The sequence below is a fragment of the Streptomyces sp. NPDC020845 genome (assembly GCF_044334165.1).
In the GTDB taxonomy this organism is placed as follows: Bacteria; Actinomycetota; Actinomycetes; order Streptomycetales; family Streptomycetaceae; genus Streptomyces.
The window spans coordinates 197,201-224,109 of sequence record NZ_JBIRSJ010000011.1; the positions used below are offsets into that span (position 1 = coordinate 197,201).

Consider the following 26,909-nt stretch of genomic DNA (forward strand, 5'->3'; position numbering starts at 1 on the left):
TCAGCCCCGGGTTCAGCCCCGGGTTCAGCCCCAGGTGATGAGGCGCTTGGGCTGCTCCAGGACGGCCGCGATGTCCGCGAGCACCTTGGAGCCCAGCTCGCCGTCGACCATGCGGTGGTCGAAGGAGAGCGCGAGCGTGGTCACCTGGCGCGGCTTGACCTTGCCCTTGTGGACCCACGGCTGGAGCTTGACCGCGCCGAAGGCGAGGATCGCGGATTCGCCGGGATTGAGCAGCGGAGTGCCGGTGTCGACGCCGAAGACGCCGACGTTGGTGATGGTGACCGTGCCGCCGGACATCGCCGCCGGGCTGGTCCGGCCCTCGCGGGCGGTGGAGACCAGCTCGCCGAGGGCGGACGCCAGTTCGGGCAGGGTGAGCGAGCCCGCGTCCTTGATGTTGGGGACGATCAGCCCCCGGGGCGTGGCGGCCGCGATGCCGAGATTGACGTAGTCCTTGTAGACGATCTCCTGGGCGGCCTCGTCCCAGGACGCGTTGATGTCCGGGTTGCGCCGGATGGCCACCAGGAAGGCCTTGGCGACCAGCAACAGCGGGTTCACCCGCAGCCCGTCCATGTCCGGGTCCTGCTTGAGGTCGGCGACGAGCTTCATGGTGCGCGTGACGTCGACGGTGATGAACTCGGTCACATGCGGGGCCGTGAAGGCGCTGCTGACCATCGCCTGGGCGGTGGCCTTCCGTACGCCCTTGATCGGCACCCGGCGCTCCCGGCCGACGACGGGGGCAGGGGCCGCCTCCGCCACGGCCGCTGCGGGCTCCGCCACGGGCTCGGCCACGGCGGCGGGCGCGGGGGCCGCGGCCGCGTGGACGTCCTCGCGGGTGATGGTGCCGTCGGGGCCGGTCGGGGTGACCGTCGCCAGGTCGATGCCCAGGTCCTTGGCGAGCTTGCGGACCGGGGGCTTGGCCAGCGGGCGCGCGGCCTTGGCGTGGCCGTTCAGCTCGGCCTGCGACGGCGCGACGACAGGGGCAGGGGCAGGAGCGGGTGCAGGAGCCGCTGGGGCAGGGGTAGGAGCCGCCGGGGCGGCGGCAGCGGGCGCGGGGGCGGGCTGGGCCGGGACGCCCCGGGCGGGCGCCGCCTCGGCGCCGGGCCGCGGCTTGCGCGGGCGGCGCTTGGTGGACGAGGGCGCCGCGCCGTAGCCGACCAGGTTGGCCTGGCGCCCCTCCGGCTGGGCAGCCTCGGCAGCTTCGGCGGCCTCAGCGGCCTCGGCCGGGGCGACCGCGGGCTCCGAGGGGGCAGCCGTGTCCCCCGCGCCCGGCTGGGTGTCCACCGAGATGATCGCGGTGCCCACATCCACGGTCGCGCCCTCGCCGAAGCGCACCTCGTGCACCACACCGTCGAACGGGATCGGCAGCTCGACCGCAGCCTTCGCGGTCTCGACCTCACACACCACCTGGCCGTCGGCGACCCTGTCGCCCGGCGCCACGTACCACTTGAGGATCTCCGCCTCGGTGAGTCCCTCGCCCACATCGGGCATCTTGAACTCACGGAAGCGCTGATCGGTTGCAGTCATGGTCACGACTCTCCTCAAGCCCTTCAGTACGCCAACGCGCGGTCTACGGCGTCGAGCACCCGGTCGAGGCCAGGGAGGTATTCGTCCTCCAGCCGCGACGGCGGGTACGGGGAGTGGAAACCGCCGACCCGCAGCACCGGGGCCTCAAGGTGATAGAAGCATCTCTCGGTGATCCGCGCGGCGATCTCCGCGCCGGTGCCCAGGAAGACCGGTGCCTCATGGACGACGACCAGGCGGCCGGTCTTCTCGACGGACCGCTGAAGGGTGTCGAAGTCGATCGGCGACATCGACCGCAGGTCCACGACCTCGAGCGACTTGCCCTCCTCGGCGGCCGCGCCGGCGGCGTCGAGCGCGACCTTGACCATGGGGCCGTACGCCGCGAGCGTCAGATCGGTCCCGGCCCGGGCCACCCGCGCGGTGTGCAGCGGGTCGGGGATCGCGGCCGTGTCGACCTCGGACTTGTCGTGGTAGCGGCGCTTGGGCTCGAAGTAGATCACCGGGTCGTCGCTGTCGATGGCCTGCTGCAGCATCCAGTAGGCGTCGGACGCGTTGGACGGCGAGACCACCTTCAACCCGGCCACGTGCGCGAACAGCGCCTCGGGCGACTCGCTGTGGTGCTCGACCGCGCCGATGCCGCCGCCGTACGGGATCCGGATCACGACCGGCAGCTTGACCTTGCCCAGCGACCGGGCGTGCATCTTGGCGAGCTGCGTGACGATCTGGTCGTACGCGGGGAAGACGAACCCGTCGAACTGGATCTCCGCCACCGGGCGGTAGCCGCGCAGCGCCAGCCCGATCGCGGTGCCGACGATCCCGGACTCGGCGAGCGGGGTGTCGATCACCCGGTCCTCGCCGAAGTCCTTCTGGAGGCCGTCGGTGATGCGGAAGACCCCGCCGAGCTTGCCGACGTCCTCGCCCATGATCACGACCTTGGGGTCGTTCTCCAGCGCCTTGCGCAGCGAGGCGTTGATCGCTTTGGAGAGCGACATCTTCTGGGCTGCCATGTCAGTTGCCCTCCTCGGCGGAGACGAACGAAGCCTGGTACTCGGCGAACTGAGCCCGCTCCTCGTCGACGAGCGGGTGCCCGTCGGCGTAGATGTGCTCGAAGAGCGCCATGTCGTCGGGGTCGGGCATGGCCCGTACGGAGTCGCGCACCCGCTTGGCGAGCGCGTCGCTCTCCTTCTCGAGATCGGCGAAGAAGGCGTCGTCCGCCAGGCCCTGGGCGGTCATATAGGTGCGCAGCCGCGAGATCGGGTCCTTGGTCTCCCACAGCTCCCGCTCCTCGGCCCTGCGGTAGCGGGTCGGGTCGTCGGAGGTGGTGTGGGCGCCCATCCGGTAGGTGAACGCCTCGATGAGCATGGGGCCCTGGCCGGTGCGGGCCCGCTCCAGGGCGGCCTTGGTGACCGCGAGGCAGGCCAGTACGTCGTTGCCGTCGACCCGTACGCCCGGGAAGCCGAAGCCCTGGGCACGCTGGTAGAGCGGGACGCGGGTCTGCCGCTCGGTGGGCTCGGAGATGGCCCACTGGTTGTTCTGGCAGAAGAACACCACCGGGGCGTTGTAGACCGCGGCGAAGGTGAACGCCTCGGCGACGTCTCCCTGGCTGGACGCCCCGTCCCCGAAGTAGGCCAGGACCGCGGAGTCCGCGCCGTCCTTGGCCACGCCCATCGCATAGCCGGTCGCGTGCAGCGTCTGCGAGCCGATGACGATGGTGTAGAGGTGGAAGTTGTTGCTGTTGGGGTCCCAGCCGCCGTGGTTCACGCCGCGGAACATGCCCAGCAGATTCACCGGGTCCACGCCACGGCACCAGGCGACGCCGTGCTCGCGGTAGGTGGGGAAGACGTAGTCGTCGTCCTGAAGGGCCCGGCCGGAGCCGATCTGGGCGGCCTCCTGGCCCAGCAGTGAGGCCCACAGCCCCAGCTCGCCCTGGCGCTGCAGCGTGGTGGCCTCACCGTCGAAGCGGCGGGTCAGCACCATGTCGCGGTACATGGCGCGCAGCTCGTCGGGGGTGGGGTCCAGGGAGTACTCGGGGTGCTCGACCCGCTCACCCTCGGGGGTCAGCAGCTGGACGAGCTCGGGCTGGTCGGCCGTCCGCCGCTTCGCGCTGGTGCGCTTGGCTCCGCTACGGCGCGGTTTGCGCGCTGCAGTGCTCTCCACGGTCACGTGTGCTCCTCCGTCTGTCCGGCCCCCGGGGTCCGCCGGCGGCCAGTTGCGGCTCGCTCGCTCGACGACAGCGCACGGGGTGGGTGCGCCGAAGACCGACCGGGCGTGACAGGTATCCCGGCGGCTGGCCCTGCAAAGGGCACGTTACCCAGTGGGTCGCATCTCTGCGAAACCCCCTCTGACCTGCAATTTTGCTTGGATTTCCAAGTAAATCACGCAGAAGTGGAACAACCACTGGTCACAGCCCCGCAGCCCGCCGGAACAACGGCACGTTATCTCCCCGGCCAACGGCGCGGAAAGACATTGAAAGACTTGAGAAGACCCCCAGAAGACGCAGTGTGTGAGACTGGATTCGTGCGCGAAGAAGGAAAAATCAGCATTTTCCTACTCGACGACCATGAAATCCTACGCCGCGGCCTTCATGACCTCCTCTCGGGCGAGCCGGACATGGTCGTGGTCGGCGAGGCGGGCACCGTGGCCGAGGCCCTGGCAGGCATCCCCGCGGCGCACCCTGAAGTCGCCCTGCTGGATCTGCGGCTGCCGGACGGCAGCGGTGTCGAGGTCTGCCGGGAAGTCCGTGCCCACCATCCGGACATCAAGTGCGTGATGCTCACCTCCTTCGCCGACGACGCGGCCCTCATCGACGCGATCATGGCGGGCGCGTACGGCTATGTCCTCAAGGACGTCGGCAGCGGCGAACTGCTCAGCGCGGTACGGCACGTGGCCGCGGGCCGCTCCCTGCTCGACCCGGCCGCCACGGCCCGCCTGCTGGAGCGGATGCGTACAGACGCCGAGACCGGCACAGACGCTGCGGCGGGCGTGGGCGCCGGCGCGAGTGAACTGGGCGACGACCGGAGCGCCGATCTCACCGTGCAGGAGCGCCGGATCCTCCTGCTGATCGGGGAGGGGCTGACCAACCGCGCGATCGGCGAGCGGCTGCATCTGGCCGAGAAGACGATCAAGAACTATGTCTCCGGGCTGCTGGCCAAGCTCGGCATGGAGCGCCGCTCGCAGGCCGCCGCGTACGTGGCCCGGCTCCAGGCCCAGGCGCAGGCACACGCCCCGCCGCCCGCTCATACGCAGTCTCAAGCGCGGGATCAGGAGCGGGCCCGGGCCGAGGAGCGGAAGACCCAGCCGCAGAAGCACTGAACGGAAGCACTGACCACAAGCACTGAGCTGAAGCACTGAGCGGACCCCCGAGTCAACTCGCGCCGTACCGCCCACGCCCCTTGATCTAACATCTGGCGCGTGCCGCGCTCACATGTAACCTCCGCCGAGAAGACCGCTCCCGACGGGGAAACCCTGAGCGCGCTGTTGCGCCGCTACGACGGCCCCGGCGAGGCGGTGTCCTGCGAGCGCGTCGCCGAAGGACTGCTCAACCGCGGCTACCGCCTGGCCACCACCCGCGGTCGGTTCTTCCTCAAGCACCACTTGGACGGGGACCGCGCCGCCATCGACCACCAGCACCGCGTGACCAAGCGACTGGAAGAGCTCGGGGTGCCCGTCGCCCCGGCCGTCCCCGACGCCGACGGCCACACCGTCGCGGTCATCGGCGGCCGCTGCTACGCCCTGCACCCCTGGGTCGACGGACGGCACCGGGTCGGCGGCGAGCTGACCGCCGCCCAGTCGTCGCGGCTCGGTGGGCTGCTCGGACGCGTCCACACCTGCCTGGAGCAGGTCGTGGTGGCCCGCGCGGCCGACCGCCAGCCCCCCGAGGCCTCGGCCGACCCCGAGCACACCTTCGCGCTCATCGACCGGCTGCTCACCCTCACCCGCGGCCGCCGCCGGCGTGACCCCTTCGACGAACTCGCCGAGCACCGCCTGGTCGAACGGCGCGCGCTGCTGGAACGGCACGCCCACCGCCGCCCGGAAGCCGACGCCATCCCGGCCACCGGCTGGGTCCATGGCGACTTCCACCCGCTGAATCTCCTCTACCGCGATACGGAACCCGCCGCGATCGTCGACTGGGACCGGCTCGGGGTGCAGCCCCGCGCCGAGGAGGCGGTCCGCGCCGCCGCGATCTTCTTCGTACGGCCCGGCGGCCCGCTGGAGCTGGACAAGGTGCGCCCGTACGCGCGGGCGTACCGCCGTGCGACGGGCGCCGGGGCCGCCGAGATGGCGGCGGCCGTACACCGGGTGTGGTGGGAACGGCTCAACGACTTCTGGATGCTGCGCTGGCGCTACCAGGACGGCGACCGGCGCGCCGATCCGCTGTTCCCCGCGGCGGCGGCCCTGGCGGTGTGGTGGACGCGGGAGTACGAGGCGGTCCGCGACGCCTTCTGCGGCTGAGTCGCGCGGTCGCCGGCAGGGGGCACCTCCCAGCGGTAGCTGGGGGAGAACCGAGCCCTCAAAAAAGGGGGGCGCGCCTACGTTTGGGCGCGCCCCACCGGAGGACCAGTGAGCCCGTCAGCCGGTGACCCCGGCGGTCGGATCGGTGGGATCCGTGGTCGGGTCCGTCGTGGGCGGAGTCGTCGTCGGGGTGGTCGGCTCGTCGGTCGGAGTCGTCTCGGTGTCCGTCGGCTGGTCGGTGGGCGAGTCCGTCTCCGTGTCCGTCGGGGGCTCGGTCGTGGGCTCGGTGTAGGTGGGCGAGGACGGCTCCGCGCTGCCGGGGTAGCCGCCGCCCGTGTCCCCGGAGGTCTCCGTGGGCGAGGACGTCTCCGTCGGCTCGTCCGTCGGCTTCTCGGTCGGGTCCTTGGTGTGGGACTGCGAGGTCGACGTCTCCGGCTTGCCCGGCTGCTTCCCGCCCCCCTTGTCGCCGCCGAAGTTCATGGCGAACGCGACTCCGGCCGCGATGGCGATCACCGCGAGCACGGCCAGCAGCCACAGCTTGCCGCGGCCACCGCGGCCACCGGAGCCGTCGTCGTACCCGCCGTCGTAGCCACCGTCGTCATCGCGCCGGCCCCCCAGGATCGGCTGCTGGGTGGTGTCGCCGTGCCCAGGGTGGGGCAGCGCGGTGGTGCCGGCCATGCCCATGGCGCCCGTGGAGCCGCCCAGGTGCTGGGTGACCGGGCCGGTGTTCCAGGTGCCGGTGTGGCCGCCCGCGTCGATCAGCATCTGCAGGGCGTACTGCGCCAGGCCGCGCATCTCCTCGGCGCTCTGGAACCGGTCGTCCGGGTCCTTGGCGAGCGAGCGCATCACGAGCCCGTCGAGCTCCGGCGGCACCACGCCGCCCGAGACCTCCGACGGCGGCACCGGCATGTCCTGAACATGCTGGTAGACCACCGACAGCGGGGTCTCACCGACGAACGGCGGGCGCAGCGCCAGCAGCTCATAGAGCAGACAGCCGGTGGCGTACAGATCGGAGCGGTGGTCGACCGCCTTGCCGAGGGCCTGCTCCGGCGAGAGGTACTGCGGAGTGCCCATGACCATGCCGGTCTGGGTCATGGTGGAGGCGGCCCCGTGCAGGGCGCGGGCGATGCCGAAGTCCATCACCTTGACGGCGCCGCTGTGGGTGATGATCACGTTCGCCGGCTTGATGTCGCGGTGCACGATGCCGTGCTGATGGCTGTAGGCCAGCGCCTCCAGCACCCCCGAGACGATGATCAGCGCCTGGTCCGGCGGCGGCGCCTCGGCGTTGACCAGAAGATCGCGGATCGTACGGCCCTCGACCAGCTCCATGACGATGTACGGCACAGTGCTTTGAATGGATCCAGGCTGGCCGACGATGTCCTCGCCGGAGTCGTAGACCGCGACGACGGCGTGGTGGTTGAGCCCGGCGACCGACTGGGCCTCGCGGGTGAAGCGGGCCTTGGAGACCGGGTCCTCCGCCAGATCGGCGCGGAGCAGCTTCACCGCGACCGTACGGCCGAGCCGCACGTCCTCGGCGGCGAACACCTCGGCCATACCGCCGCGGCCGAGCCGGCTGGTGAGCCGGTAGCGTCCGTCGCCGACCAGCCCGCCGTTACCCCACGCTTCCGGGGAGTCCGACATTCCGGACCCGGTGGCGTCAGGTTCGGAGGGCCCCTGGGCGCTCTGGGTCTGTGCCATCGGTCCTCGCCGTCTGATCTGGGTGGGGGTCTTCGTGATCGCCCCGCTCGCGGGCGGTACGGTTTCCTGCTAGGGCACGCTACAGGGTCCGTGCCACTCGCCGGTTCCTGATGGACCGGCCATCCAACCTGTTGTAGGTGAGGCCATGCAAATCGCGTGACGGGTTCTTGCACATCCGGTCACGGAACGGGCACGTCGCTTGACGTGTCCGCGGCCTGGGGCAGACTGGGCCAGGGTATCGACTACAAGAAGATCAACGGGTCAGAACGTGCGCGTCAAGATAGTGAGTGCGCCGAGGGGGACGTAAGAAATGAGCCAGCAGGGCGCACCAGGCCGCTACGAAGGGATGTCGCTCGCCGGCGGCCGCTACCAACTGCGGGACCTGCTCGGCGAGGGCGGTATGGCCTCCGTCCACCTGGCCTACGACAGCGTCCTCGACCGCCAGGTAGCGATCAAGACCCTGCACACCGAACTGGGCCGCGAGCAGTCCTTTCGCGAGCGCTTCCGCCGCGAGGCCCAGTCGGTCGCCAAGCTGACCCACACCAACATCGTCTCGGTCTTCGACACCGGCGAGGACACGATCGACGGCTCCGTGATGCCGTACATCGTCATGGAGTACGTCGAGGGCCAGCCGCTGCGCGCCGTCCTCGACGCCGATGCCCGGCAGTTCGGCGCGATGCCCACGGAAAAGGCGCTGAAAATCACCGCCGACGTGCTGGCCGCGCTGGAGATCAGCCACGAGATGGGGCTGGTCCACCGCGACATCAAGCCCGGTAACGTGATGATGACCAAGCGTAATGTGGTCAAAGTCATGGACTTCGGCATCGCCCGCGCCATGCAGTCGGGCGTGACCTCCATGACCCAGACCGGCATGGTCGTCGGCACCCCGCAGTACCTCTCGCCCGAGCAGGCCCTCGGCCGCGGCGTGGACGCCCGCAGCGACCTGTACTCGGTCGGCATCATGCTCTTCGAGCTGCTGACGGGCCGGCTGCCGTTCGACGCGGACTCGCCGCTCGCCATCGCGTACGCGCATGTCCAGGAGGAGCCGGTCGCTCCCTCCACGATCAACCAGTCCATCCCCCCGGCGGTGGACGCGCTGGTCGCCCGCGCCCTGAAGAAGAACCCGAACGAGCGGTTCCCCACCGCCGAGGCCATGCGCGACGAATGCGACCGCGTCTCGCGCACCGGCCAGACCGGCGCCACCCCGATCATCATCAGCGGCGGCCCGCCCGCCCGCAGCGGCTCCGGCGTGGGCTCGGCGGTCTTCCCGCCGATCAACCAGCAGCCCCCCGGCCCGGGCATGGGGAGCGTCCAGACCCCGTACCAGCCGCAGTCCTCCGGCGGATTCGGCGGCTTCGGCCCCTCCACCCCGCCGCCGCCCGGCCAGCCGATGGCCCAGCAGGGCTACAACACCCCGGCGCCCGCTCCGACCCCGACCCCGACCCCCGCGCCGTACGCGCAGGGCGGGGCCAACACCCCGCCGCCGTACACCGTCTCGCCCGCCTCGGCCCCGGCCTCGGGCGGCGGCCAGGGCGGTGACAACGGCAACAAGCGCGTGATCATCGGCTCGGCGGTCGTCGCGGCGATCGCGGTCATCGCCGTGGTCCTGGTGATCGCCCTCAGCGGCGGCGGATCCGACGGCGGGGGGCAGGCGCGCGACGACGGCAAGGACACGAAGTCCGCCACGGCGTCCTCGACTCCGTCCGGGTTCCGCGAGGGCGACAAGAGCAAGGTCATCGACCCGGAGAAGTGCAAGGACGCCTCGGAGTCGTACGAGCAGAAAGGCGCCTACAACGTGCCCGACTTCCAGAACCTCTACATCGACTCGGTGAAGAAGTGCATCCGGGACGCGGGCTGGAAGTACCGCGTGACCACCGAGGACGAGAACCTGTGGGGCAAGGGCACCGTCCTCAACTACACGTACCGCAACTACGAGCCGTACGACCCGAAGACCGACACCATCGAGCTGACGGTCTCCACGGGGCTGCCGGGCTGAGCCCGCTTCCTTCTCTCAGACCCTGGCTCGAAGGGGCCCGGCATCCGCCGGGCCCCTTTCCGCATCACAGTGTGGTGAAGCCCGTACGCCAGGTGGGGTGGAGGGGCCGCCAACCGAGCCTACGGGCGCGGGTGTTGTCGGCCCCGCGCTCCCAGCCCGCCCGGCCGCCGTCCACGGCGGGCGCGGGCGCCGGAGCGCCCACCGCGGCCGCGAACGCCGGCAGCCACGCGCGGGCCGGCGCCGGTTCGTCGTCCACGACGTTGACCGTGCCGCTCGGCCAGTCCAGCGCGGCCACCGCGGCGCGGGCGGCGTCCTCGACATGGACGAACGAGCTGACCGCGTCGCCCGCCACGACCGGGCCGATCAGCGCCGCCACCGGATCCCCCGCCGCCGGATCCCCCGCCGCCGGATCCCTCGTCACCTGGTCGCCGCGGAGCACGGCCTCCAGCGGCCCGCCCCGTGCGTACCAGGTCCCGGGGCCGTAGAAGGTCCCGTAGCGCAGTACGACATGCGTCTCGATCTCCGCCGCCGCCTCCTCCAGCGCCCGCAGACTGCCGACCATCCCGGCCCGCGGCGGCTCCGCCGCCACATCGAGCGGGGTGGACTCGTCGGCCGGGGCGTCGCCGGGCGCGTAGGCCCAGGAGATCGACTGGGCGACGATACGCGTCACCCCGGCGCGCTTGGCGGCGTCGACGAGGTGACGGGTGCCCTCCCTGCGGATCCGCCCGTTCGCGGCGCGGTCGCCGTGCGCCAGGTCGGTCAGCTGGTGGACGACCGCCTCGGGGGCGGCGGCAGCGACCGCCCGGTGCACGCTGTCGGCGTCGAAGACGTCGACGCGTACGGCCGAGGCCCCCTGCGCGCGCAGCCGCTCCACCCCCTGCGGGGTGCGCGTACCGCCGGTCACCTCGTGTCCCGCCGCGACGAGAAGCGGGACGAGGCGGCGGCCGACGGCGCCTGTGGCTCCCGCGACGAAGATGCGCATGGTGGCGGACCTCTCTCTGTTTCTCTGTTCTGGGCTGATCAACGACCAGGCCCAGGCTAGAAAGCGATCGGACCACTGTCAGGGGACAATCCGGAGGCGAGGCCATGGGCCATTTCGCGGCGCGGGGCACGACAGCTGCGGGCCGTCTCCGGGGCTCATGAGTCCCGGAAACGGCCCGATGTAGGTAAAGCCGTGGGTGAAAACGGTCGGCTGACGGCTAAAGGTACGGGCCCGAACGGGCCCCGCCGTGCTGCGGCCCGCCCTCCCCGTCCTCGCCGCCGAGACCCGGCGGCAGGGCCCGGCGCATCTGCTCCAGCTGCGCGCGCGCCGCCATCTGCTGGGCGAACAGCGTCGTCTGAATGCCGTGGAACAAGCCCTCGAGCCAGCCGACCAGCTGGGCCTGGGCGATCCGCAGCTCGGCCTCGGTCGGGACCGCATCATCGGTGAAGGGAAGGGAAAGGCGCTCCAACTCGCCGATCAGCTCAGGCGCGAGGCCGTCCTCCAGCTCCTTCACCGAGCTGGCGTGGATCTCCTTGAGACGGACCCGGCTGGCCTCGTCGAGAGGCGCCGCGCGGACTTCCTCCAGAAGCTGCTTGATCATGCTGCCGATGCGCATGACCTTGGCCGGCTGTTCGACCATGTCCGTCACGGGAACCTCGCGCGACTCGTCGTCACCGCCGCCGTCGCCAGAAGTGGCGCTCCCGAGGGCCATGCCGTCCGGGCCGACGACCAGGACGTGCGGGCTCTCCTGCGATCGTTCGTTCATCGGCTGGTTCATAACCCCCATTGTTCCGCACGAGCACCCGAACGGAGGGGGAGGGTGGTCAGGATCGGGCACCGTTCTCCGGCGCCTTCGGCAACCGCCGTGGGTCGTACCGTCCCCTCAGCGGCAAGTCCCTCAGCGGCAACCTCACTGACGGCGCAGCCTCAGCCCGAGGAACGCCAGCCCCAGGCCGAGCCCCATCAGGGCCAGGCCGGTGCCCAGCGGCAGCACGCGCAGCGTCCGCCCGGTGGGCACGGCGTCGGTCCGCGCGGCGTCGGCGGGGTCGTACGCGTCCTCGTACGAGCCCTGCGGCCCCTGCGTCGGTGTCCTCTGGCCCTGCTCGCGCTGCCCCTCCCGCCGCTCCCCCGCGCCCTCGCCGGCCCGCCGCGAGGGTGTGGACCCGACCGACGCGGCGGGCGGTGCGGCATCGGGCTCATCGGTGCGCCCGGGGTGCGCCCGGCCCTCTCCGGCGCGGGTCCCGGCCAGCTCGTCGTTGTCGTCGGCACGCGCCACGAGGGGTACGGCCGGCAGCACCACACCGGCCATCACCAGCACCGCCGGCAGCGTGCGCAGCCTACGAAGCGCAGGTCTCACGGTCGTCACCCTCCCGTGCCGAGCCGTCGCATGACCGTTTCAGCGTCACATGACGGCATGGGCACGGCACCCGGGGCTTAGACCATCCAGGCGCCTCAGACCGTCAGCAGCACCTTGCCGATATGGCCGCTCTGCTCGAGCACGCGGTGCGCCTCGGCCGCTTCGCGCATCGGGATCGTACGGTCGACGATCGGGCGCACCCGGCCGCTCTCGACGAGCGGCCAGACGTGCTCGCGCACCGCCGCGACGATCGCCGCCTTCTCCGTGAGGGGGCGGGCGCGCAGGCTGGTGGCCATGACGGCGCCGCGCTTGGCCAGCAGCGCGCCGAGGTTCAGCTCGGCCTTCGCGCCGCCCTGCAGACCGATGATCGCCAGCCGTCCGTTGGTGGCGAGGGCGGCCACGTTCCGGGCGAGGTACTTCGCGCCGACGATGTCGAGGATCACATCAGCTCCGGCGCCCTCGGTGGCCGTGCGCACCTCCTCGACGAAGTCCTGCTCGTGGTAGTCGATCAGGATGTCGGCGCCCAGCTCACGGCAGGCCGCCAGCTTGTCCGCGCTGCCCGCCGTGACCGCGACCCGCGCGCCGACCGCCTTCGCGAGCTGGATCGCCATGGTGCCGATGCCGCTGGAGCCGCCGTGCACCAGCAGGGTCTCGCCCGGCCGGAGGTGGGAGAGCATGAAGACGTTGGACCAGACGGTCGCGGCCACCTCGGGGAGGCCGGCCGCGGTGACCAGGTCGAGGCCGGGAGGCACGGGCAGCACCTGCCCCGCGGGCACGGCCACCTTCTCGGCGTAGCCGCCGCCCGCGAGCAGCGCGCACACCTCGTCGCCCACCGCCCAGCCGCTGACACCGGGGCCCAGCGCCGCGATCCGGCCCGAACACTCCAGACCGGGGTGGTCGGGGGCGCCCGGGGGCGGCGGGTAGTGGCCCTGGCGCTGCAGCAGATCGGCGCGGTTCACGCCGGCGGCCGCGATATCGACCAGGACTTCGCCCTCGCCGGGTACGGGATCGGGGACCTCCGCCCACACGAGGGCGTCGGGGCCGCCGGGTTCGGGGATGGTGATCGCATACATGGCGGCGAGGCTACTCCTTAAGTTCCGGGCCAGGCGGTGGACCAGGGCAGGTCAAGGACCTCGACCTCGCTGCCCCGGTCCGCACCGCCGGGCGGGATGACGGCCAGGCCGTCCGCGACGGCGACACCGCGCAGCATGGCCGGGCCGTTGAAGCGGAGCGGACGCGCCTCGTCGCCCTGGAAGACCACCGGGACCAGGCGGGTGTCGCGCGGATGGCCGGGGACGGCGGCGGTCAGCGGGGCCGGGCAGGGGGTGGGCGTCGGGCGGCCCGTCAGCGTCCGCAGCAGCGGCTCGGCGAGGGTCAGCAGGCCGGAGACGGCGGCCAGCGGATTGCCGGGCAGCCCCACGAGGTGCTTGTCCGGGGCCAGACGGGCCAGCAGCATCGGGTGGCCTGGGCGCACCGCCACCCCGTCGACCAGCAGCTCGGCGTCCAGTCGGCGCAGGGTGGGGTGGACGTGGTCGACGGGTCCCGCGGCCGTGCCGCCGGTGGTCAGGACGACATCGGCGGAGGAACCGGCCACGGCCGCGTACAGCGACTCCGCGTCGTCGGCCAGCCGGCGGGTCGCCAGCGGCTCGGCGCCGAGCGCGCGCAGCCAGGGGGCGAGCATCGGGCCGAGCGCGTCGCGGATGCGGCCGTCGTGGGGGAGGCCCTGCCGCAGCAGCTCATCGCCGAGGACGAGGATTTCGACGCGGGGCCGGGGCACGGTCGGCAGCTCGTCGTACCCGGCGGCGGCGGCCAGACCCAGTATCACGGGGGTGATCAGGGCGCCCGCGGGGAGCAGCAGATCGCCGCTGCGGCACTCCTGGCCGCGGGGGCGGATGTCCTGGCCGGGGCTGACGGGGTGGGCGGGGGCGGCGTACAGCCAGTCGTCGCGCGCGGTGCCGTGTTCGGTGCGCAGCACGGCGGTGGCGCCGGGCGGGACGCGGGCGCCGGTGGCGATACGGATCGCGTGGCCGTCGGGGAGCGGATCGGCCTCGGCGTGGCCGGCCAGGATCGAGCGCCCTGCGGCGGGGAGCCGCCAGGGGCCGGGGCCGGCGAGCGCCCAGCCGTCCATGGCGGAGGTGTCGAAGGACGGCAGGTCGGTGAGGGCGGTGAGGGGGGCGGCCAGGACGTGGCCGAGGGCGTCGGCGAGCGGGCGGGCCAGGGGCGCGGCCTGGGCCGCGGCCGTCCGGGGGGCGCGGGCCGCGATCGCGCGGGCGTCGGGCCAGGGGGTGCCGGGCCGGTGATGGGCGGGGGCCGGGGAGGTGGGGCCGGGGCCCCGGGGTGTCCGTGCCCGTGCCCGGTCGGTCGCTGCCGCTGTCGTCGTCGCCGTCGCTGTCGCTGTCGCTGTCGCTGTCGCTGTCGGGTCGTGGAGCACCGGGTCGGGGGATGCCGGGTCGTGGAGCGTCCGGTCTGTGGACGGCGGTTCATGCAGCGCCCCCCGGCTCCGGGATGCCGGGGCCTGGGGCGCCGCGTCCTGGGGTGTCGGGTCCCAAGGATCGGTCCACTCGGGGGGCTCGGGGCGCTCTGGGCGGCCGGAGGGCTCGGGCTGCTCGGGCCATGTCTCAGGGCGGCGCTGATACGTGCCCTGGTCCTTGGCCAGCGCCAGGGCCTCGTCGAACTCGCGGTCCAGCGCGTCGCCGCCGCGGGGCTCCCGGTCCGTCATCCCGTCGACTCGGCTTCTTCGGCCCACCGGGCGGCCAGCGCTGCCGCCTTGCCGGTGGCTGCGGCCAGCGCCTCGGGGCCGCCGCCCTGCTGGGCGGCCGCGTAGCCGACGAGGAAGGTGGTCAGCGGCGCGGCGGGCCTGGCGACGCCGTGCGCGGCGTCGCGGGCGAGGTCGAGAAGGGCGGCGGTGTCGACATCGAGGTCGATGCCCAGCTCCGCCTTGACTGCGGCGATCCATTCGTCCAACACGTGTCCATGCTCCCTGATCCGTGCGCGGGCGGTGGTGATGTCCTCCCAGGTGTCGCAGTCGAAGGAGGCGGTGGGGTGATGCAGACGGCCGAGCTTCAAGTCGGCGGTGAGCAGCCGCAGGGGCAGTCCGGCGAGGCCGCCGTGCTCCGCCGCGAGCAGGGCGATCTCCCGGCGCAGCGGCTCGGCCCGGTACGCCGCGACCAGCGGCTGCTCGCGGCCGTCCGAGTCGGTGAGCAGTATCCCTTCGGACTCGCCGAGGCCGTTGACGAGCGCCCCGACGGTCTCGCCCGTGAGGAACGGCAGATCCGCGGAGAGCAGAAGGACGACGGGCGCCGTGGTCCGGCGCAGTCCGGCGTCGACGGCCGCGACCGGCCCGCCGCCCGGCGGCTCCTCGCGGATCCAGTGCACGGGCCGCGCGGTCGGTCTGCGCGGGCCGACGACGACGGTCCGCTCGGCGCCCCGGCAGGCGTCGAGCACCCGGTCGAGCAGCGGCCGGGCGCCCACCCGCAGCGCCGGCTTGTCGGCGCCGCCCAGCCGCCGGGCGGCGCCTCCGGCCAGGATCACAGCGTCATACGTCACCCCATGAGTATGTCCCGGTGACGGCCGAGTACCGCCTCCGTCGCCACGACCTACACGGACCGCAGCAGAACCGCCGGATGTTCCACGCAGTCGGCCACATAGCGCAGGAAGCCGCCCGCGATGCCGCCGTCGCAGACCCGGTGGTCGAAGGTCAGCGACAGCTGCACCACCTGCCGGATGGCCAGCTGGTCCTGGTGCACCCACGGCTTCGCCGCTATCCGGCCGACGCCGAGCATCGCGGCCTCGGGGTGGTTGATGATCGGCGTCGAGCCGTCGACGCCGAAGACGCCGTAGTTGTTGAGCGTGAAGGTGCCTCCGGTCAGCTCGGCGGGGACGAGGGTGCCGGAGCGGGCGGCCTCGGTGAGGCGGGTCAGCTCGGCGGACAGCCCGGCCGTGTCCCGCGCGTGCGCGTCGTGCACCACGGGGACCACCAGGCCCCGGTCGGTCTGTGCGGCAAAACCGAGGTGGACATCGGAGCGGCGCGTGATCTCGCCTTCGCTGACGGTCGCGTTCAGCTCGGGGTGGCGGGCCAGGGCCGCCGTGCAGATGCGGGCTAGGAGGGCGAGCAGGGAGATCTTGGGCCCCGCCGCGTTCATGGCCGCGCGTGCGGCGAGCAGTTCCGTCGCGTCGGCGTCCACCCAGCACGTCGCGTCGGGGATCTCCCGTCGGCTGCGGGCCAGCTTCTCGGCCCCGCGTACGCCCCGCACCACGACGCGCGTCCCATCGGCCTCGCGCGGGCCCGTCCGCGAGGCGCCCGCGGCGACGGCCGCCGGAGCCGGTGCGGCCTGTACGGCCTGTGCGGTGCGCGCGGCCTCTGCGGCCTGTACGGCCTGTGCGGCCCTTTCCACGTCTGCGCGCAGGATCAGCCCGTCGGGCCCGGAGCCACGCAGCTCGCGCAGGTCCAGTCCGTGCTCGCGAGCCAGCCGCCGGACGAGCGGCGAGATGACGGAGACGGGGCCGGTCGCCGGCCGTGCCGCGCCGTTGGCCTCCGGGCCGGACCCCGGCGCGGGCGGTACGGGGTGCGCGGCGACCGGGTTGGCCGCGGCGGCCGGGCTGCTCGCGGCAACCGGGCCAGAGGTCGTTGTCGACGCGAGGCCCCCGGCCAAGCCCTCGGCAACGCCTCCGCCAACTCCCCCGACCGGGCCGGAGGCCGGGACCGGCGGGGCCGGACGGACACGGCGGCGCCGCGCGGAGGGGGCCGAGGTGCCGTAGCCGACCAGCACATTGCCGGACCCGCCCTCGGCAGCCGGAGCCCTGCCGTCAACCGCCGAGGACCCGCCCCCGACGGCCGACGCCCCACCCCCGACGGCCTGCGTCCCACCCTCCCCGGTCGGCACGGCGACCGTCAGCAGCGGCGCGCCGACCGGCAGTTCGGTCCCCTCCTCGCCGAAGCGGGCGGTCACCACCCCGCCGTACGGGCAGGGCACATCCACCAGCGCCTTGGCGGTCTCGACCTCCACGACCGGCTGGTCGACCGCGACGACCTCGCCGACCTCCACCAGCCAGCGCACGATCTCCGCCCCGGTGAGCCCTTCACCCAGATCGGGCAGGGTGAACTCGCGCACCTCCGCCATCACACCGCCCTCCCCTCGGTCCACTCCGACTCCCACTGCAGCCGGGCCACCGCGTCCAGCACCCGGTCCACGCCGGGCAGATGGTGCCGCTCCAGCATCGGCGGCGGGTAGGGGATGTCGAATCCGGCGACGCGCAGCACCGGCGCCTCCAGGTGGTGGAAGCAGCGCTCGGTGATCCGGGCGGCGATCTCCCCGCCGGGGCCGCCGAAGCCCGTGGACTCGTGGACGACGACGGCCCGCCCGGTCCGGCGGACGGAGGCGCACACCGTCTCGTCGTCGAAGGGCACCAGCGACCGCAGATCGACGACCTCCAGGTCCCAGCCCTCGGCCGAGGCCGCTTCGGCGGCCTCCAGACAGACGGGCACCGAGGGCCCGTACGAGATGAGGGTGGCGGTCCGCCCGCCGGTGGCCGGGCGCCGCACCACGGCGCGGCCGATGGGGGCGACCTCCTCGGGGTGGTCGGGGGACCACTCGGCCTTGGACCAGTAGAGCCGCTTGGGTTCGAGGAAGACGACCGGGTCGTCGGAGGCGATGGCGGCGCGCAGCAGCCCGTATGCGTCGGCGACGGTGGCCGGGGCGACCACATGGAGGCCGGGCGTCGCCATGTAGTACGCCTCGGAGGAGTCGCTGTGGTGCTCCACACCGCCGATGCCGCCGCCGTAGGGCACCCGCACGGTGATGGGCATCGGCAGGGCGCCGCGGGTGCGGTTGCGCATCCGGGAGACATGGCTGACAAGCTGCTCGAAGGACGGGTACGCGAAGGCGTCGAACTGCATCTCGACGACGGGCCGCAGCCCGTACATGGCCATGCCGACGGCGGTGCCGAGGATGCCCGCCTCCGCGAGCGGGGTGTCCGTACAGCGGTCGTCGCCGAACTCCTTGGCGAGCCCGTCGGTGATCCGGAAGACGCCGCCCAGTGTGCCGACGTCCTCGCCGAGGACGTGGACGGCCGGGTCGGCGGCCATCGCGTCGCGCAGCGCGCGGCCCAGGGCCTGGGCCATCGTGGCGGGCTTGACCGCGGTCGTCGTCATCGCTCGCCCTCCTCCGCGGCGAGCTCCGCGCGCAGCGCGTCCGCCTGCTCGCGCAGCTGGCCGGTCTTCTCGGCGTAGACATCCTCGAAGAGGTCCATCGGGTCCAGGGCCGGGTCCTGGTGCATCCGTGTCCGCAGATCGGCGGCCATCCGCTCGGCGGCGTCGCGCGCGGCCTGTACGGCCTGGTCGTCGAGCAGGCCGCGGTCGCGCATCGCTTCCGCCAGCAGGGTGATGGGGTCGTGGGCGCGCCAGGCCTCCACCTCGGCGTCGGAGCGGTAGCGGGTGGCGTCGTCGGCGTTGGTGTGGGCCTCGATGCGGTAGGTGACGGCTTCCACCAGGGTGGGGCCGCCGCCCGCGCGCGCCCGGCGGACGGCCTCGCCCAGGACCTGGTGCACGGCCACCGCGTCGTTTCCGTCGACCAGCCGGCCGGGCATGCCGTATCCGACAGCCTTATGGGCGAGGGAGGGGGCGGCGGTCTGCTTGGCGAGCGGAACGGAGATCGCGAAGCCGTTGTTCTGGATGAGGAAGACGACGGGGGCCCGCCACACCGCCGCGAAGTTCAGCGCCTCATGGAAGTCGCCCTCGCTGGTCCCGCCGTCGCCGACCAGGGCCAGCGCCACCACGTCGTCGCCCTTGAGGCGGGCGGCGTGCGCCAGGCCGACCGCATGCGGCAGCTGGGTGGCCAGCGGGGTGCACAGCGGGGCCACCCGGTGGTCGCGCGGGTCGTAGCCGGAGTGCCAGTCGCCGCGCAGCAGGGTGAGGGCATGCACCGGGTCGAGCCCGCGCACGACGGCGGCGAGGGTGTCGCGGTAGCTGGGGAAGAGCCAGTCCTGGTCGCGCAGCACAAGGCCGGCGGCGACCTGGCAGGCCTCCTGCCCGGTGGAGGAGGGGTAGACGGCGAGCCGGCCCTGCCGGGTCAGGGCGGTGGCCTGCGTGTTGTACCGGCGGCCGCGCACCAGCTCTCCGTAGAGCCGGGTCAGCAGGGCCGGGTCGATATCGGCCGCGGCATCGGTGCCCAGCAGGCGGTACGGCTCGGCATCGGGCAGCAGCGGCGCGGCGTCGACCCGCGGCTGCCAGGCGGGCGGGGGAGTAGGCCGATAGGCACCGGGCTGCTCAAGGACCGTCATGGCGCGACCTCCTGCGGGCAGAGAGCTGATGGGGCGGGCAGGCCCCTCCCTACCGATTGTTCGGTCGATGACGCATTTTGGCTACAGGCGGCCTCAGCCTGTGGACAAACGGTTCAGCAGGACATGAGATGTGGCCAGGACGTCCATGAAGGGGAGGCGGGGCGGTATGCCGGGCGAACAGATGGCCAATCCGGACGACAAACCTCCCGCCCGTCCGCTGGACTCGATCGACCGCGACATCGTGCGCATGCTCCGGGCGGACGGCCGCGCCTCGATACGCTCCGTGGCCGAGCGGGTGCACGTCTCGCGCGCCAATGCTTACGCCCGTATCAACCGCCTCATCGACGACGGGGTGATCCGCGGCTTCAGCGCCCGGGTGGACCAGGAGCGGGCCGGGCAGGGCGCGTCGGCGTACATCACGTTGAAGATCGTGCAGAACTCGTGGCGCACGGTCCGCGAACAGCTCAGGCAGCTTCCGGGCGCCGCTCATATCGCCCTGGTCAGCGGTGACTTCGATGTGCTGCTGCTGGTCCACACCGAGGACAACCGCTCACTGCGCGAGCTGGTCCTCACCCGTATCCAGGCCATACCCGAGGTGCTGAGCACGCGGACGCTGCTGGTCTTCGAGGAGACCGACCTCGACTCTGAACTCTGATATGCCCCTTTTTTGAGGCTCGGTTCTCCCCCAGCTACCGCTGGGAGGTACCCCCCGGACGAGGGCCTCAGACACGCAGGCCCGCGAAGGCCGTGCGGACCACCGCGTCGGCCACCTCGTCCGCGGTCGCGGCCCCGCCCCGGCCCGGCCGGTACCACTCCACAATCGAATTGATCATGCCGAAGAGCAGCCGGGTCGCCAGCCGGGCGTCCACGTCCGGCCGCAGGTCCCCATCCGCGACGGCCTGTTTGACCAGTTCGGCGACCTCATGGTCGAAATCCCGCCGCCGGGCCATGGCCCACCGCTCGGTGTCCGTGTTCCCGCGCACGCGCAGCAGCAGGGTGACGTACGGCAGCTCCGCCATCAGTACCTCCGTGGTGCGCCGGGTCACATGCTCCAGCCGCTCGACCGCCCGCCCGTCGCGCGCCTCCGGCTCCTGGAGGATGCCGAACAGCCCGTCGAGGGCGCGGCTTATGGCCAGCCGCAGCAGCTCTTCCTTGCCCTTGACGTGGTGGTAGATCGATGACTTGGAGATCCCGGCGGCGCGCGAAAGGTGCTCCATGGAGGTTCCGTCGTAGCCGCGCTCGTTGAACACCTCCACGGCGACCGCGAGCAGCGATTCGGGGGTGTAGGTGTCGCGCTTCGGCATGGTCATGATGAGAACTGTTCTTCTTCGGCGGCCGCGCGCCGCATCAGCGATTGGGACGGGGCGTAGCGGCCGGTGGGATAGGCCTGGTGAAGATTCAACAGGATGTCGCGCACCCAGCGCGCACCGAGCTGACTCCCCCAACGCAGCGGCCCGAGTGGGTACTTCACGCCCAGTCGCATCGCGGTGTCGATGTCCTCCGGGCTCGCCACCCGGCGCGCGGCGGCGTCCATGGCGAAATCGGCGAGCATCGCGACCGTACGGGCCACGATCATGCCGGGGACGTCCTGGATGACGCTGACCTTCTTCCCAAGCGCCTGGAGGAGCCCGGTCGCGGCCCGCACGGCCTCGGGAGAGACGGTTTCGCCGGGGGCGAGGGCCATCCGGGTGGCGGTGCGGTAGTCCAGCGCCAGGTCGAACCGGATGCACGGGACGGGGGAGGCGACGGTGGCCGACGAGCCGTCGGTGAGAGCCAGGCGGGTGCCGTCGGGCAGGGCGATGAAGCCTCCGGGCGGGGCGTCGGCGGCCGGGTCCTCCCAGGTGACCGTGATACCCGCCTCCTCGATCAGCCGCGGCAGCTCCCCCGCCGGTCCCGATCCACGCCCCGGTCCCATGTGGACGACGACCTTCTCCGGGGCCCGGCACGGCTCGGCGGTGTGCGGCTCGGGGGGCGGCGCGCCCTCGGCGTAGTCATACCAGCCCCGGCCCGCTTTACGCCCGTACAGGCCCGCGTCGACGAGCTGCCGCTGGGCGAGGGACGGGGTGAACTTCGGATCGTGGAACATCGCGTCCCACACCGACCGGGTGACGGCCTCGTTCACGTCCTGTCCGATCAGGTCGGTCAGCTCGAACGGGCCCATCGCGAACCCGCCGCACTCGCGCAGCACGGCATCGACGGTGGCCGGGGCGGCGGCGCCCTCCTCGTGGACGCGAAGGGCCTCGGCGTAGAAGGGGCGGGCGATCCGATTGACGATGAAGCCGGGGGTGTCGGCACAGCGCACCGGGGTCTTGCCCCAGGCCGCGACGGTCTCGTACGCCCGGTCGGCGGCGGCCTGGTCCGTGGCGAAGCCGCGGACCACCTCGACCAGCGGCAGCAGCGGTGCGGGGTTGAAGAAGTGCAGGCCCAGGAGGCGGCCGGGGCGGCGTAGGGCGCCCGCGACGGCGGTAACGGACAGGGAGGAGGTGTTGGTGGCGAGCAGACAGCCGTCGGAGACGACCGATTCGAGGGCGGTGAACAGCTGCTGCTTGGCACCCAGGTCCTCCAGGATCGCCTCGATCGCCAGCTCGGCGTCCGCGAGCCCGGCGAGCCCGGTGACCGGGGCGAGCCGGCCCAGGGCGGCGTCCCGGGCGGCGGGCGCGAGCCGCCCCTTGTCGACCAGCCGCTCCAGGCGGGCGGCGACGGCGTCGGCGGCCTGCGCGGCGCGGCCGGGAGCGGCGTCATAGAGCCGTACGGGGTGCCCGGCGACCAGCGCGACCTGCGCGATTCCCTGGCCCATGGTGCCGGTGCCGACCACGGCGACGGTGCCGGCGGGTTCGATCCTCCGGTCGATCGCAGTCATGCCGCTGATCCTCTCGGACGAAGTTATCCACAGGTGCGCCAGGCCCTCTCGTCCCGACCGATCGTTCGGTTACTCTAACTCTGTCGTCGTTCCCAGCTCAGCTCAATCCCAGCTCGACGAGGAGTTGGTCAGTCGTGACCGCCGGACTCACCACAGCGCAGTTGACCGAGCAGCACCGCCCCACCCTCGACCAGGCTCTGGAGGCCATCCGTACCCGTGCGTACTGGTCGCCGCACCCCGAGCACCCAAAGGCTTACGGAGGGGCCGACGCGAGCGGGCGGGAGAGCCTGAGCCCCGCCGAGGGCCAGGCGGCCTTCGACGAGCTCCGCGGCCGGCGCTTCGAGCTGGACCAGCCCGGCGCGGACGACTGGACCGCCACCGAGACCTCGCCGTACGGCATCGAGCTGGGGGTGGAGTATCCGCACCCGGACATCGAGGTGCTGCTCCCGGCGATGCGGGCCGGGATGCCGGCCTGGCGGGACGCGGGTCCCGAGGCGCGCGCCATGGTCTGCCTGGAGATCCTGGCCCGGATCAGCGCCCGCTCCCATGAGTTCGCCCATACCGTCATGCACACCAGCGGGCAGGCGTATCTGATGGCGTTCCAGGCCGGCGGGCCGCATGCCCAGGACCGCGGTCTGGAGGCGGTGGCCTATGCCTTCGCGGAGCAGACGCGCACCCCCGCCGCTGCCGAGTGGACCAAGCCGCAGGGCAAGCGCGACCCGCTGCGGCTGCGCAAGACCTTCACGGCCGTCCCCCGCGGCATCGCCCTGGTCATCGGGTGCAACACGTTCCCGACGTGGAACGGCTACCCCGGCCTGTTCGCCTCCCTGGCCACGGGAAACGCGGTATTGGTCAAGCCGCACCCCCGGGCCGTGCTGCCGCTGGCCCTGACCGTTCGGGTGGCGCGCGAGGTGCTGCGGGAAGCCGGCTTCGACCCCAATCTGGTGGCCCTGGCCGCCGAGCAGCAGGACGAGGGCCTGGCCAAGGTGCTCGCCGTGCGCCCCGAGATCCGCGTCATCGACTACACGGGCTCCACCGCCTTCGGCGACTGGCTGGAGACCCACGCCCGCCAGGCCCAGGTCTTCACCGAGAAGGCCGGGGTCAACACGGTCGTGATCGACTCCGCCGATGACTACCAGGGCATGCTGGACAATCTGGCGTTCTCCCTGTCCCTGTACTGCGGCCAGATGTGCACCACCCCGCAGAACCTGCTGATCCCCCGGGACGGCATCGCCACGGACGCGGGCCCCAAGTCGTACGACGAGGTGGTCGCCGATCTGGCGGCGGCCGTCGAGCGGCTGCTGGGCGACGACGCGCGGGCCAGTGCCCTGCTCGGCGCGATCGTGAACCCCGGGGTCAAGGAGCGGCTCGAGGCCGCCCCCGGCCTCGGCGCGACCGCCCTGGCCTCCCGCCCGGTGACCCACCCCGACTTCCCCGGCGCCACGGTCCGCACCCCCGTGATCGTCAAGGCCGACGGCGCCCGGAAGTTCTGGGAGGCGGCCGACGCGGAAGCGCCCTACCTCTCCGAATGCTTCGGCCCGGTGTCCTTCGCCGTCGCCATGGACTCCACGGCGGACGCGGTCGACCTGCTGCGCCGCACCATCCGCGACAAGGGCGCGATGACCGTCGGGGCGTACACCACCTCCCCGGACGCCGAGCGGCTGATCGAGGAGGCGTGTCTGGAGGAGTGCGCCCAGCTGTCGCTGAATCTGACCGGTGGGATCTACGTCAACCAGACGGCGGCCTTCTCGGACTTCCACGGCGCGGGCGGCAACCCTTCGGCCAACGCCACCTTGTGCGACGGGGCGTTCGTGGCCTCCCGCTTCCGCATGGTCGAGGTCCGCCGCCCGCTGTAGCGCCGCGGCGCCTCCCGCGCCCTCCGCGTCGCCGGCTCAGCCGCTCACCCGGGCTGGGCCGGTCTGGGCCGGGCCTCCCCAGTGGAACAGCGCCATGGCCACGCTGGTGGCCAGGTTGTAGCTGGACACCTGAGGCCGCATGGGGAGGGCCACCAGCCTGGTGGCCCGCTTGCGCACCTCCGGCGAGATCCCGTGCCGCTCGGATCCGAACGCGAGCAGCGCGTCATCGGGGATGGCCACGGACCGGATGTCCTCCCCCTCCGGATCCAGGGCGTACAGCGGCCCCGGCGGAAGGTCATCGCTCGCCAGCCGCTCCACCGCGGTGGCGAAGTGCAGCCCCGCACCCGACCGGACGGCGTTCGGATGCCAGGGGTCGATATCGCCGGTGGTGACCACCCCCGCGACCCCGAACCCGGCGGCGAGCCGCACCACGGCCCCCACATTCCCCAGGTTGCGCGGGTTGTCCAGCACCACGACCGGCGCCGATCTGGACGGCCCCGCCAGTTCCTCCAGATTCCCCCGCCGATCGCGCCTGACCGCCAGTGCGGCCACCTGCGTCGGATGGGCCCTCGGCACAAGGTCGCGCAGCGTCCTGGCCGACACCTCGACCAGGCGCTCCTCGATCACCGCGGTCAGGTCCCCGGCCAGGTCGTCCGCGAGAGCGAGCGCGGCGGCCTTGTCGCTCGTGACCGCGATCGGCACCTCCGCGCCGAACCGGAGCGCGTGCTTCAGCGCATGGAAGCCATCCAGCAGCACGGTCCCCGCAGCGGCCTCATGCCACCGCCGCACGGCCGTCACGGCCTCGTCGTCACCCATGCCCACAGCCTACGGTCGGCCCTCGGCGCTCTCCTCCGTCCGCTGGCGCGGCAGCCGGACCGTTTGCGCCCGAACGCGGTCGCGGACCTTGTTCGCCCGCCTCCCGACCCAGCGCAGAAAGTTCGTCGGGAGGAAGATCGCATCCGCCGCGATCATGGCCAGGGAGAAGAAGGGCAGCCCCAGCAGCACCGCGATCCCGATGTGCTCCAGCACCAGCAGCACGAGCATCACGTTCTTGACCCGCCGGTTCAGCAGCGTGAAGGGGAAGGCGACCTGCACGATGACCGTGCCGTAGGTGAGCACCATGACCACAAGGCCGCTGCCGGCCAGCACATCGGCCAGCGCGGGCCAGGGCGAGAAGTAGTCCAGGTGCAGCGGGTAGTAGAGCGCGGTGCCGTCCTGCCAGCGCGAGCCCTGGACCTTGTACCAGCCGGCGGAGGCGTAGAGCAGACAGACCTCGCCCATGATCACCAGCACGGCACCGTTGTGCACGAGGTTGGCGAGGATGTCCAGGAGAGTGCGCGGCTCGCCGGGTGCGTAGCGCCGGACGAGCCACCAGGCGCCGTGGACCGCCCACACCCCCCACAGCGCCATGGCCCAGCCGACACCGGGGAGCGGGCCGTAGTCCGACCAGTCGAGACGGGCTTCGGTGAACAACTGCGCCCACAGCAGGGCCGACCCGGTCAGCGCCCACAGCACGATCCCGGTGGTGTCGCGCGGCTCCGGCGCCCCGGGCCCGCGCCGCGCCGCGCGGCGGGCGTCCAGGGACCACACCCGCCCGCACCGGGTCAGCGTCAGATACATCGCCACCAGGTGGATGATGTTGTCGCCGCCGTCCCCCACGAAGACGCTGCGGTTCTGCAGGGAGATCACGCCGAGCATGAACAGCACGGACATGGTGCGGGTCCGCCAGCCGAGCAGGAGCAGCGCGCTGGAGACGACGGCGAGGGCGTAGACGGTGTCGAACCACAGACCGCTGTCGGACCACATGAGCGCGCTGAAGGCGCCGTTGCCCTCGATGAGCTGATGGGCCATCTCCCAGCTCCATGGGCCCTCGGGCCCGTACAGCTCCTGGCGGTGGGGCCATTCGCGCAGCAGGAACAGCAGCCAGGTGAAGGAGAAGCCGATCCGCACCACGGCGGTCTGGTACGGGCCGAGCGCCGATCCGGTGACGCGGCCGTGGGCCCGGATGACAGCTGCTTCGACGCGGGCGGCGGCCTTGGCGCGGGGCGCCGCCGGGGGCAGGGAGGGGCGGGGAGGGTGCGGGGGCAGCGGCGGCTGCGGCGGGAGGGCTGGGGTCGTCACCGGCGCTTCGCCTCCGGCAGGTCGGCGTCGGTAACCGGCCACCAGGGCAGCTCCCGGCGGATGGGACGGGTGTCGATCTTCTCCTCGCTCCACGACGGGGCGGCCAACTGCCGGGTGAGCGAACGCAGCTGGAGCCGCTGCACCGTGCCGCCGTCCTGCTTCAGGCCCAGGCGGAGTATCGCGAGCCGCCGCAGATACTGCGCCGAGAGCTGTCCGCGCAGCCCGTTCGGCCGCTCCTGGGCGTCATGCGAGAGAAGGTAGAAGTCCCAGGCGCGGCGCAGCTGGTTCTGCTGGGTGTGGCTGGGCAGCGGATTGTGCCTGATGGCCGCGCCGTCCTGGGCCGACAGATCTCGCCACCCGGTGGTCGCGGTGCCGCCCTCAGGGGTGCGGATCTCGGCGCGCACCTGGACGGCGATGTTCTGCTGGAGGGGGTTCGGGGCGAAAAGCTTCCAGTTCCGTTCGAATTCTGGATATATGTAGTCGTCTATAGCCTCGCTGTACTGCTTACTGACCGTGTTGGCCGGGGAGACGTTCAGGAAGGCCATCCCGAGGTGGACGGCCACGGCGGCCACGGTCACCGCGAGGCCCACGGCCACGACGAGCTGCGAGGGCAGCGACAGCAGGCTCCCCGCTCTCGTCTCCCTCGCTTCTTGCTCCCCTTCCTCCCCCTGCTCCCCTCTCTCCCCTTTCTCCGCGATGTGCCCCGTATCCGCCATTCCCGCCCCGATCCCGTGGTCCCCGGCCGCGCGCCGCACGCCGCGCTCTCCGCGCCTTCCGCGGCCCTTACG

General features: G+C 72.5%; 23 protein-coding genes. 5 read left to right on the plus strand and 18 right to left on the minus strand.

Annotated features, from left to right (window positions below):
- Positions 1–24: 24 nt before the first annotated feature.
- From ACH4U7_RS29450 to pdhA (ACH4U7_RS29460), 3 genes are read right to left on the minus strand one after another with little or no spacing between them, the layout of a single operon-like run.
- Positions 25–1,524 carry a dihydrolipoamide acetyltransferase family protein gene (locus ACH4U7_RS29450; protein WP_398530842.1) on the minus strand — a complete coding sequence of 500 codons (1,500 nt, stop codon included), beginning with the start codon at positions 1,522–1,524 and terminating at the stop codon, positions 25–27.
- 23 nt (positions 1,525–1,547) lie between these two features.
- Positions 1,548–2,528 carry an alpha-ketoacid dehydrogenase subunit beta gene (locus tag ACH4U7_RS29455; protein WP_385617170.1) on the minus strand — a complete coding sequence of 327 codons (981 nt, stop codon included), beginning with the start codon at positions 2,526–2,528 and terminating at the stop codon, positions 1,548–1,550.
- 1 nt (position 2,529) lies between these two features.
- Positions 2,530–3,684, minus strand: coding sequence for a pyruvate dehydrogenase (acetyl-transferring) E1 component subunit alpha (gene pdhA, locus ACH4U7_RS29460; RefSeq protein WP_398530843.1), 1,155 nt, complete (start codon positions 3,682–3,684; stop codon positions 2,530–2,532).
- 354 nt (positions 3,685–4,038) lie between these two features.
- Here pdhA (ACH4U7_RS29460) and ACH4U7_RS29465 point away from each other — a divergent pair, with 354 nt between their 5' ends.
- Positions 4,039–4,833: a response regulator gene (locus ACH4U7_RS29465; protein ID WP_398530844.1), complete on the plus strand. Its 795-nt coding sequence runs from the start codon at positions 4,039–4,041 to the stop codon at positions 4,831–4,833.
- A 99-nt stretch (positions 4,834–4,932) separates the two neighbouring features.
- Complete coding sequence (locus ACH4U7_RS29470) at positions 4,933–5,973, plus strand: phosphotransferase (RefSeq protein ID WP_398530845.1); 1,041 nt, start codon at positions 4,933–4,935, stop codon at positions 5,971–5,973.
- 117 nt (positions 5,974–6,090) lie between these two features.
- On the opposite strand, the gene ACH4U7_RS29475 is transcribed toward ACH4U7_RS29470, so the two are convergent.
- A complete protein-coding gene (locus ACH4U7_RS29475) occupies positions 6,091–7,671 on the minus strand; it encodes a protein kinase (RefSeq protein ID WP_398530846.1) in 1,581 nt (526 codons plus the stop codon).
- Positions 7,672–7,981: 310 nt separating this feature from the next.
- Between ACH4U7_RS29475 and ACH4U7_RS29480 the strand changes: the two genes are divergently transcribed.
- Positions 7,982–9,667, plus strand: coding sequence for a protein kinase (locus ACH4U7_RS29480; RefSeq protein ID WP_398530847.1), 1,686 nt, complete (start codon positions 7,982–7,984; stop codon positions 9,665–9,667).
- A 64-nt stretch (positions 9,668–9,731) separates the two neighbouring features.
- Here the strand turns inward: ACH4U7_RS29480 and ACH4U7_RS29485 are convergent, their stop codons facing one another.
- From ACH4U7_RS29485 to pdhA (ACH4U7_RS29525), 9 genes are all read right to left on the minus strand, one after another.
- Positions 9,732–10,649 carry an NAD-dependent epimerase/dehydratase family protein gene (locus tag ACH4U7_RS29485; RefSeq protein ID WP_398530848.1) on the minus strand — a complete coding sequence of 306 codons (918 nt, stop codon included), beginning with the start codon at positions 10,647–10,649 and terminating at the stop codon, positions 9,732–9,734.
- Positions 10,650–10,866: 217 nt separating this feature from the next.
- Complete coding sequence (locus ACH4U7_RS29490) at positions 10,867–11,427, minus strand: bacterial proteasome activator family protein (RefSeq protein WP_358637851.1); 561 nt, start codon at positions 11,425–11,427, stop codon at positions 10,867–10,869.
- A gap of 132 nt (positions 11,428–11,559) precedes the next feature.
- Positions 11,560–12,006, minus strand: a complete 447-nt coding sequence (locus ACH4U7_RS29495) for a hypothetical protein (protein ID WP_398530849.1) — start codon at positions 12,004–12,006, stop codon at positions 11,560–11,562.
- A gap of 95 nt (positions 12,007–12,101) precedes the next feature.
- Complete coding sequence (locus ACH4U7_RS29500; RefSeq protein ID WP_398530850.1) at positions 12,102–13,079, minus strand: NAD(P)H-quinone oxidoreductase; 978 nt, start codon at positions 13,077–13,079, stop codon at positions 12,102–12,104.
- A 17-nt stretch (positions 13,080–13,096) separates the two neighbouring features.
- The gene (locus ACH4U7_RS29505; RefSeq protein ID WP_398530851.1) at positions 13,097–14,725 is read right to left on the minus strand and encodes a molybdopterin molybdotransferase MoeA; all 1,629 of its coding nucleotides are present in this window, start codon (positions 14,723–14,725) and stop codon (positions 13,097–13,099) included.
- Positions 14,722–15,552: an NTP transferase domain-containing protein gene (locus tag ACH4U7_RS29510; RefSeq protein WP_398530852.1), complete on the minus strand. Its 831-nt coding sequence runs from the start codon at positions 15,550–15,552 to the stop codon at positions 14,722–14,724. Before ACH4U7_RS29510 ends, ACH4U7_RS29505 begins: the two co-directional genes overlap by 4 nt.
- A 50-nt stretch (positions 15,553–15,602) precedes the next feature.
- The gene (locus ACH4U7_RS29515) at positions 15,603–17,126 is read right to left on the minus strand and encodes a dihydrolipoamide acetyltransferase family protein (RefSeq protein ID WP_398531027.1); all 1,524 of its coding nucleotides are present in this window, start codon (positions 17,124–17,126) and stop codon (positions 15,603–15,605) included.
- Positions 17,126–18,157 carry an alpha-ketoacid dehydrogenase subunit beta gene (locus ACH4U7_RS29520; protein WP_014178015.1) on the minus strand — a complete coding sequence of 344 codons (1,032 nt, stop codon included), beginning with the start codon at positions 18,155–18,157 and terminating at the stop codon, positions 17,126–17,128. Before ACH4U7_RS29520 ends, ACH4U7_RS29515 begins: the two co-directional genes overlap by 1 nt.
- The gene (pdhA, locus tag ACH4U7_RS29525; RefSeq protein ID WP_398530853.1) at positions 18,154–19,284 is read right to left on the minus strand and encodes a pyruvate dehydrogenase (acetyl-transferring) E1 component subunit alpha; all 1,131 of its coding nucleotides are present in this window, start codon (positions 19,282–19,284) and stop codon (positions 18,154–18,156) included. Before pdhA (ACH4U7_RS29525) ends, ACH4U7_RS29520 begins: the two co-directional genes overlap by 4 nt.
- A gap of 166 nt (positions 19,285–19,450) precedes the next feature.
- On the opposite strand from pdhA (ACH4U7_RS29525), the gene ACH4U7_RS29530 reads away from it, so the two are divergent.
- Positions 19,451–19,939, plus strand: coding sequence for an Lrp/AsnC family transcriptional regulator (locus ACH4U7_RS29530; RefSeq protein WP_398530854.1), 489 nt, complete (start codon positions 19,451–19,453; stop codon positions 19,937–19,939).
- Between the two features lie 67 nt (positions 19,940–20,006).
- Here the strand turns inward: ACH4U7_RS29530 and ACH4U7_RS29535 are convergent, their stop codons facing one another.
- Positions 20,007–20,594, minus strand: coding sequence for a TetR/AcrR family transcriptional regulator (locus tag ACH4U7_RS29535; protein WP_398530855.1), 588 nt, complete (start codon positions 20,592–20,594; stop codon positions 20,007–20,009).
- Positions 20,591–22,144 carry a 3-hydroxyacyl-CoA dehydrogenase gene (locus ACH4U7_RS29540; protein WP_398530856.1) on the minus strand — a complete coding sequence of 518 codons (1,554 nt, stop codon included), beginning with the start codon at positions 22,142–22,144 and terminating at the stop codon, positions 20,591–20,593. Before ACH4U7_RS29540 ends, ACH4U7_RS29535 begins: the two co-directional genes overlap by 4 nt.
- A 134-nt stretch (positions 22,145–22,278) precedes the next feature.
- Here ACH4U7_RS29540 and paaN point away from each other — a divergent pair, with 134 nt between their 5' ends.
- Entirely contained in the window at positions 22,279–24,000 is a 1,722-nt protein-coding gene (gene paaN, locus ACH4U7_RS29545; protein ID WP_398530857.1) for a phenylacetic acid degradation protein PaaN, read from the plus strand.
- A 36-nt stretch (positions 24,001–24,036) separates the two neighbouring features.
- On the opposite strand, the gene ACH4U7_RS29550 is transcribed toward paaN, so the two are convergent.
- Genes ACH4U7_RS29550 through ACH4U7_RS29560 form a run of 3 tightly spaced genes read right to left on the minus strand, consistent with a single transcriptional unit; the run spans position 24,037 to position 26,876 of the window.
- The gene (locus ACH4U7_RS29550) at positions 24,037–24,816 is read right to left on the minus strand and encodes a TrmH family RNA methyltransferase (protein WP_398530858.1); all 780 of its coding nucleotides are present in this window, start codon (positions 24,814–24,816) and stop codon (positions 24,037–24,039) included.
- 9 nt (positions 24,817–24,825) lie between these two features.
- The gene (locus ACH4U7_RS29555; RefSeq protein ID WP_398530859.1) at positions 24,826–26,121 is read right to left on the minus strand and encodes an HTTM domain-containing protein; all 1,296 of its coding nucleotides are present in this window, start codon (positions 26,119–26,121) and stop codon (positions 24,826–24,828) included.
- Entirely contained in the window at positions 26,118–26,876 is a 759-nt protein-coding gene (locus tag ACH4U7_RS29560; RefSeq protein ID WP_398530860.1) for a DUF5819 family protein, read from the minus strand. The genes ACH4U7_RS29555 and ACH4U7_RS29560 overlap by 4 nt, the downstream gene beginning before the upstream one ends.
- Between the last annotated feature and the right edge of the window lie 33 nt (positions 26,877–26,909).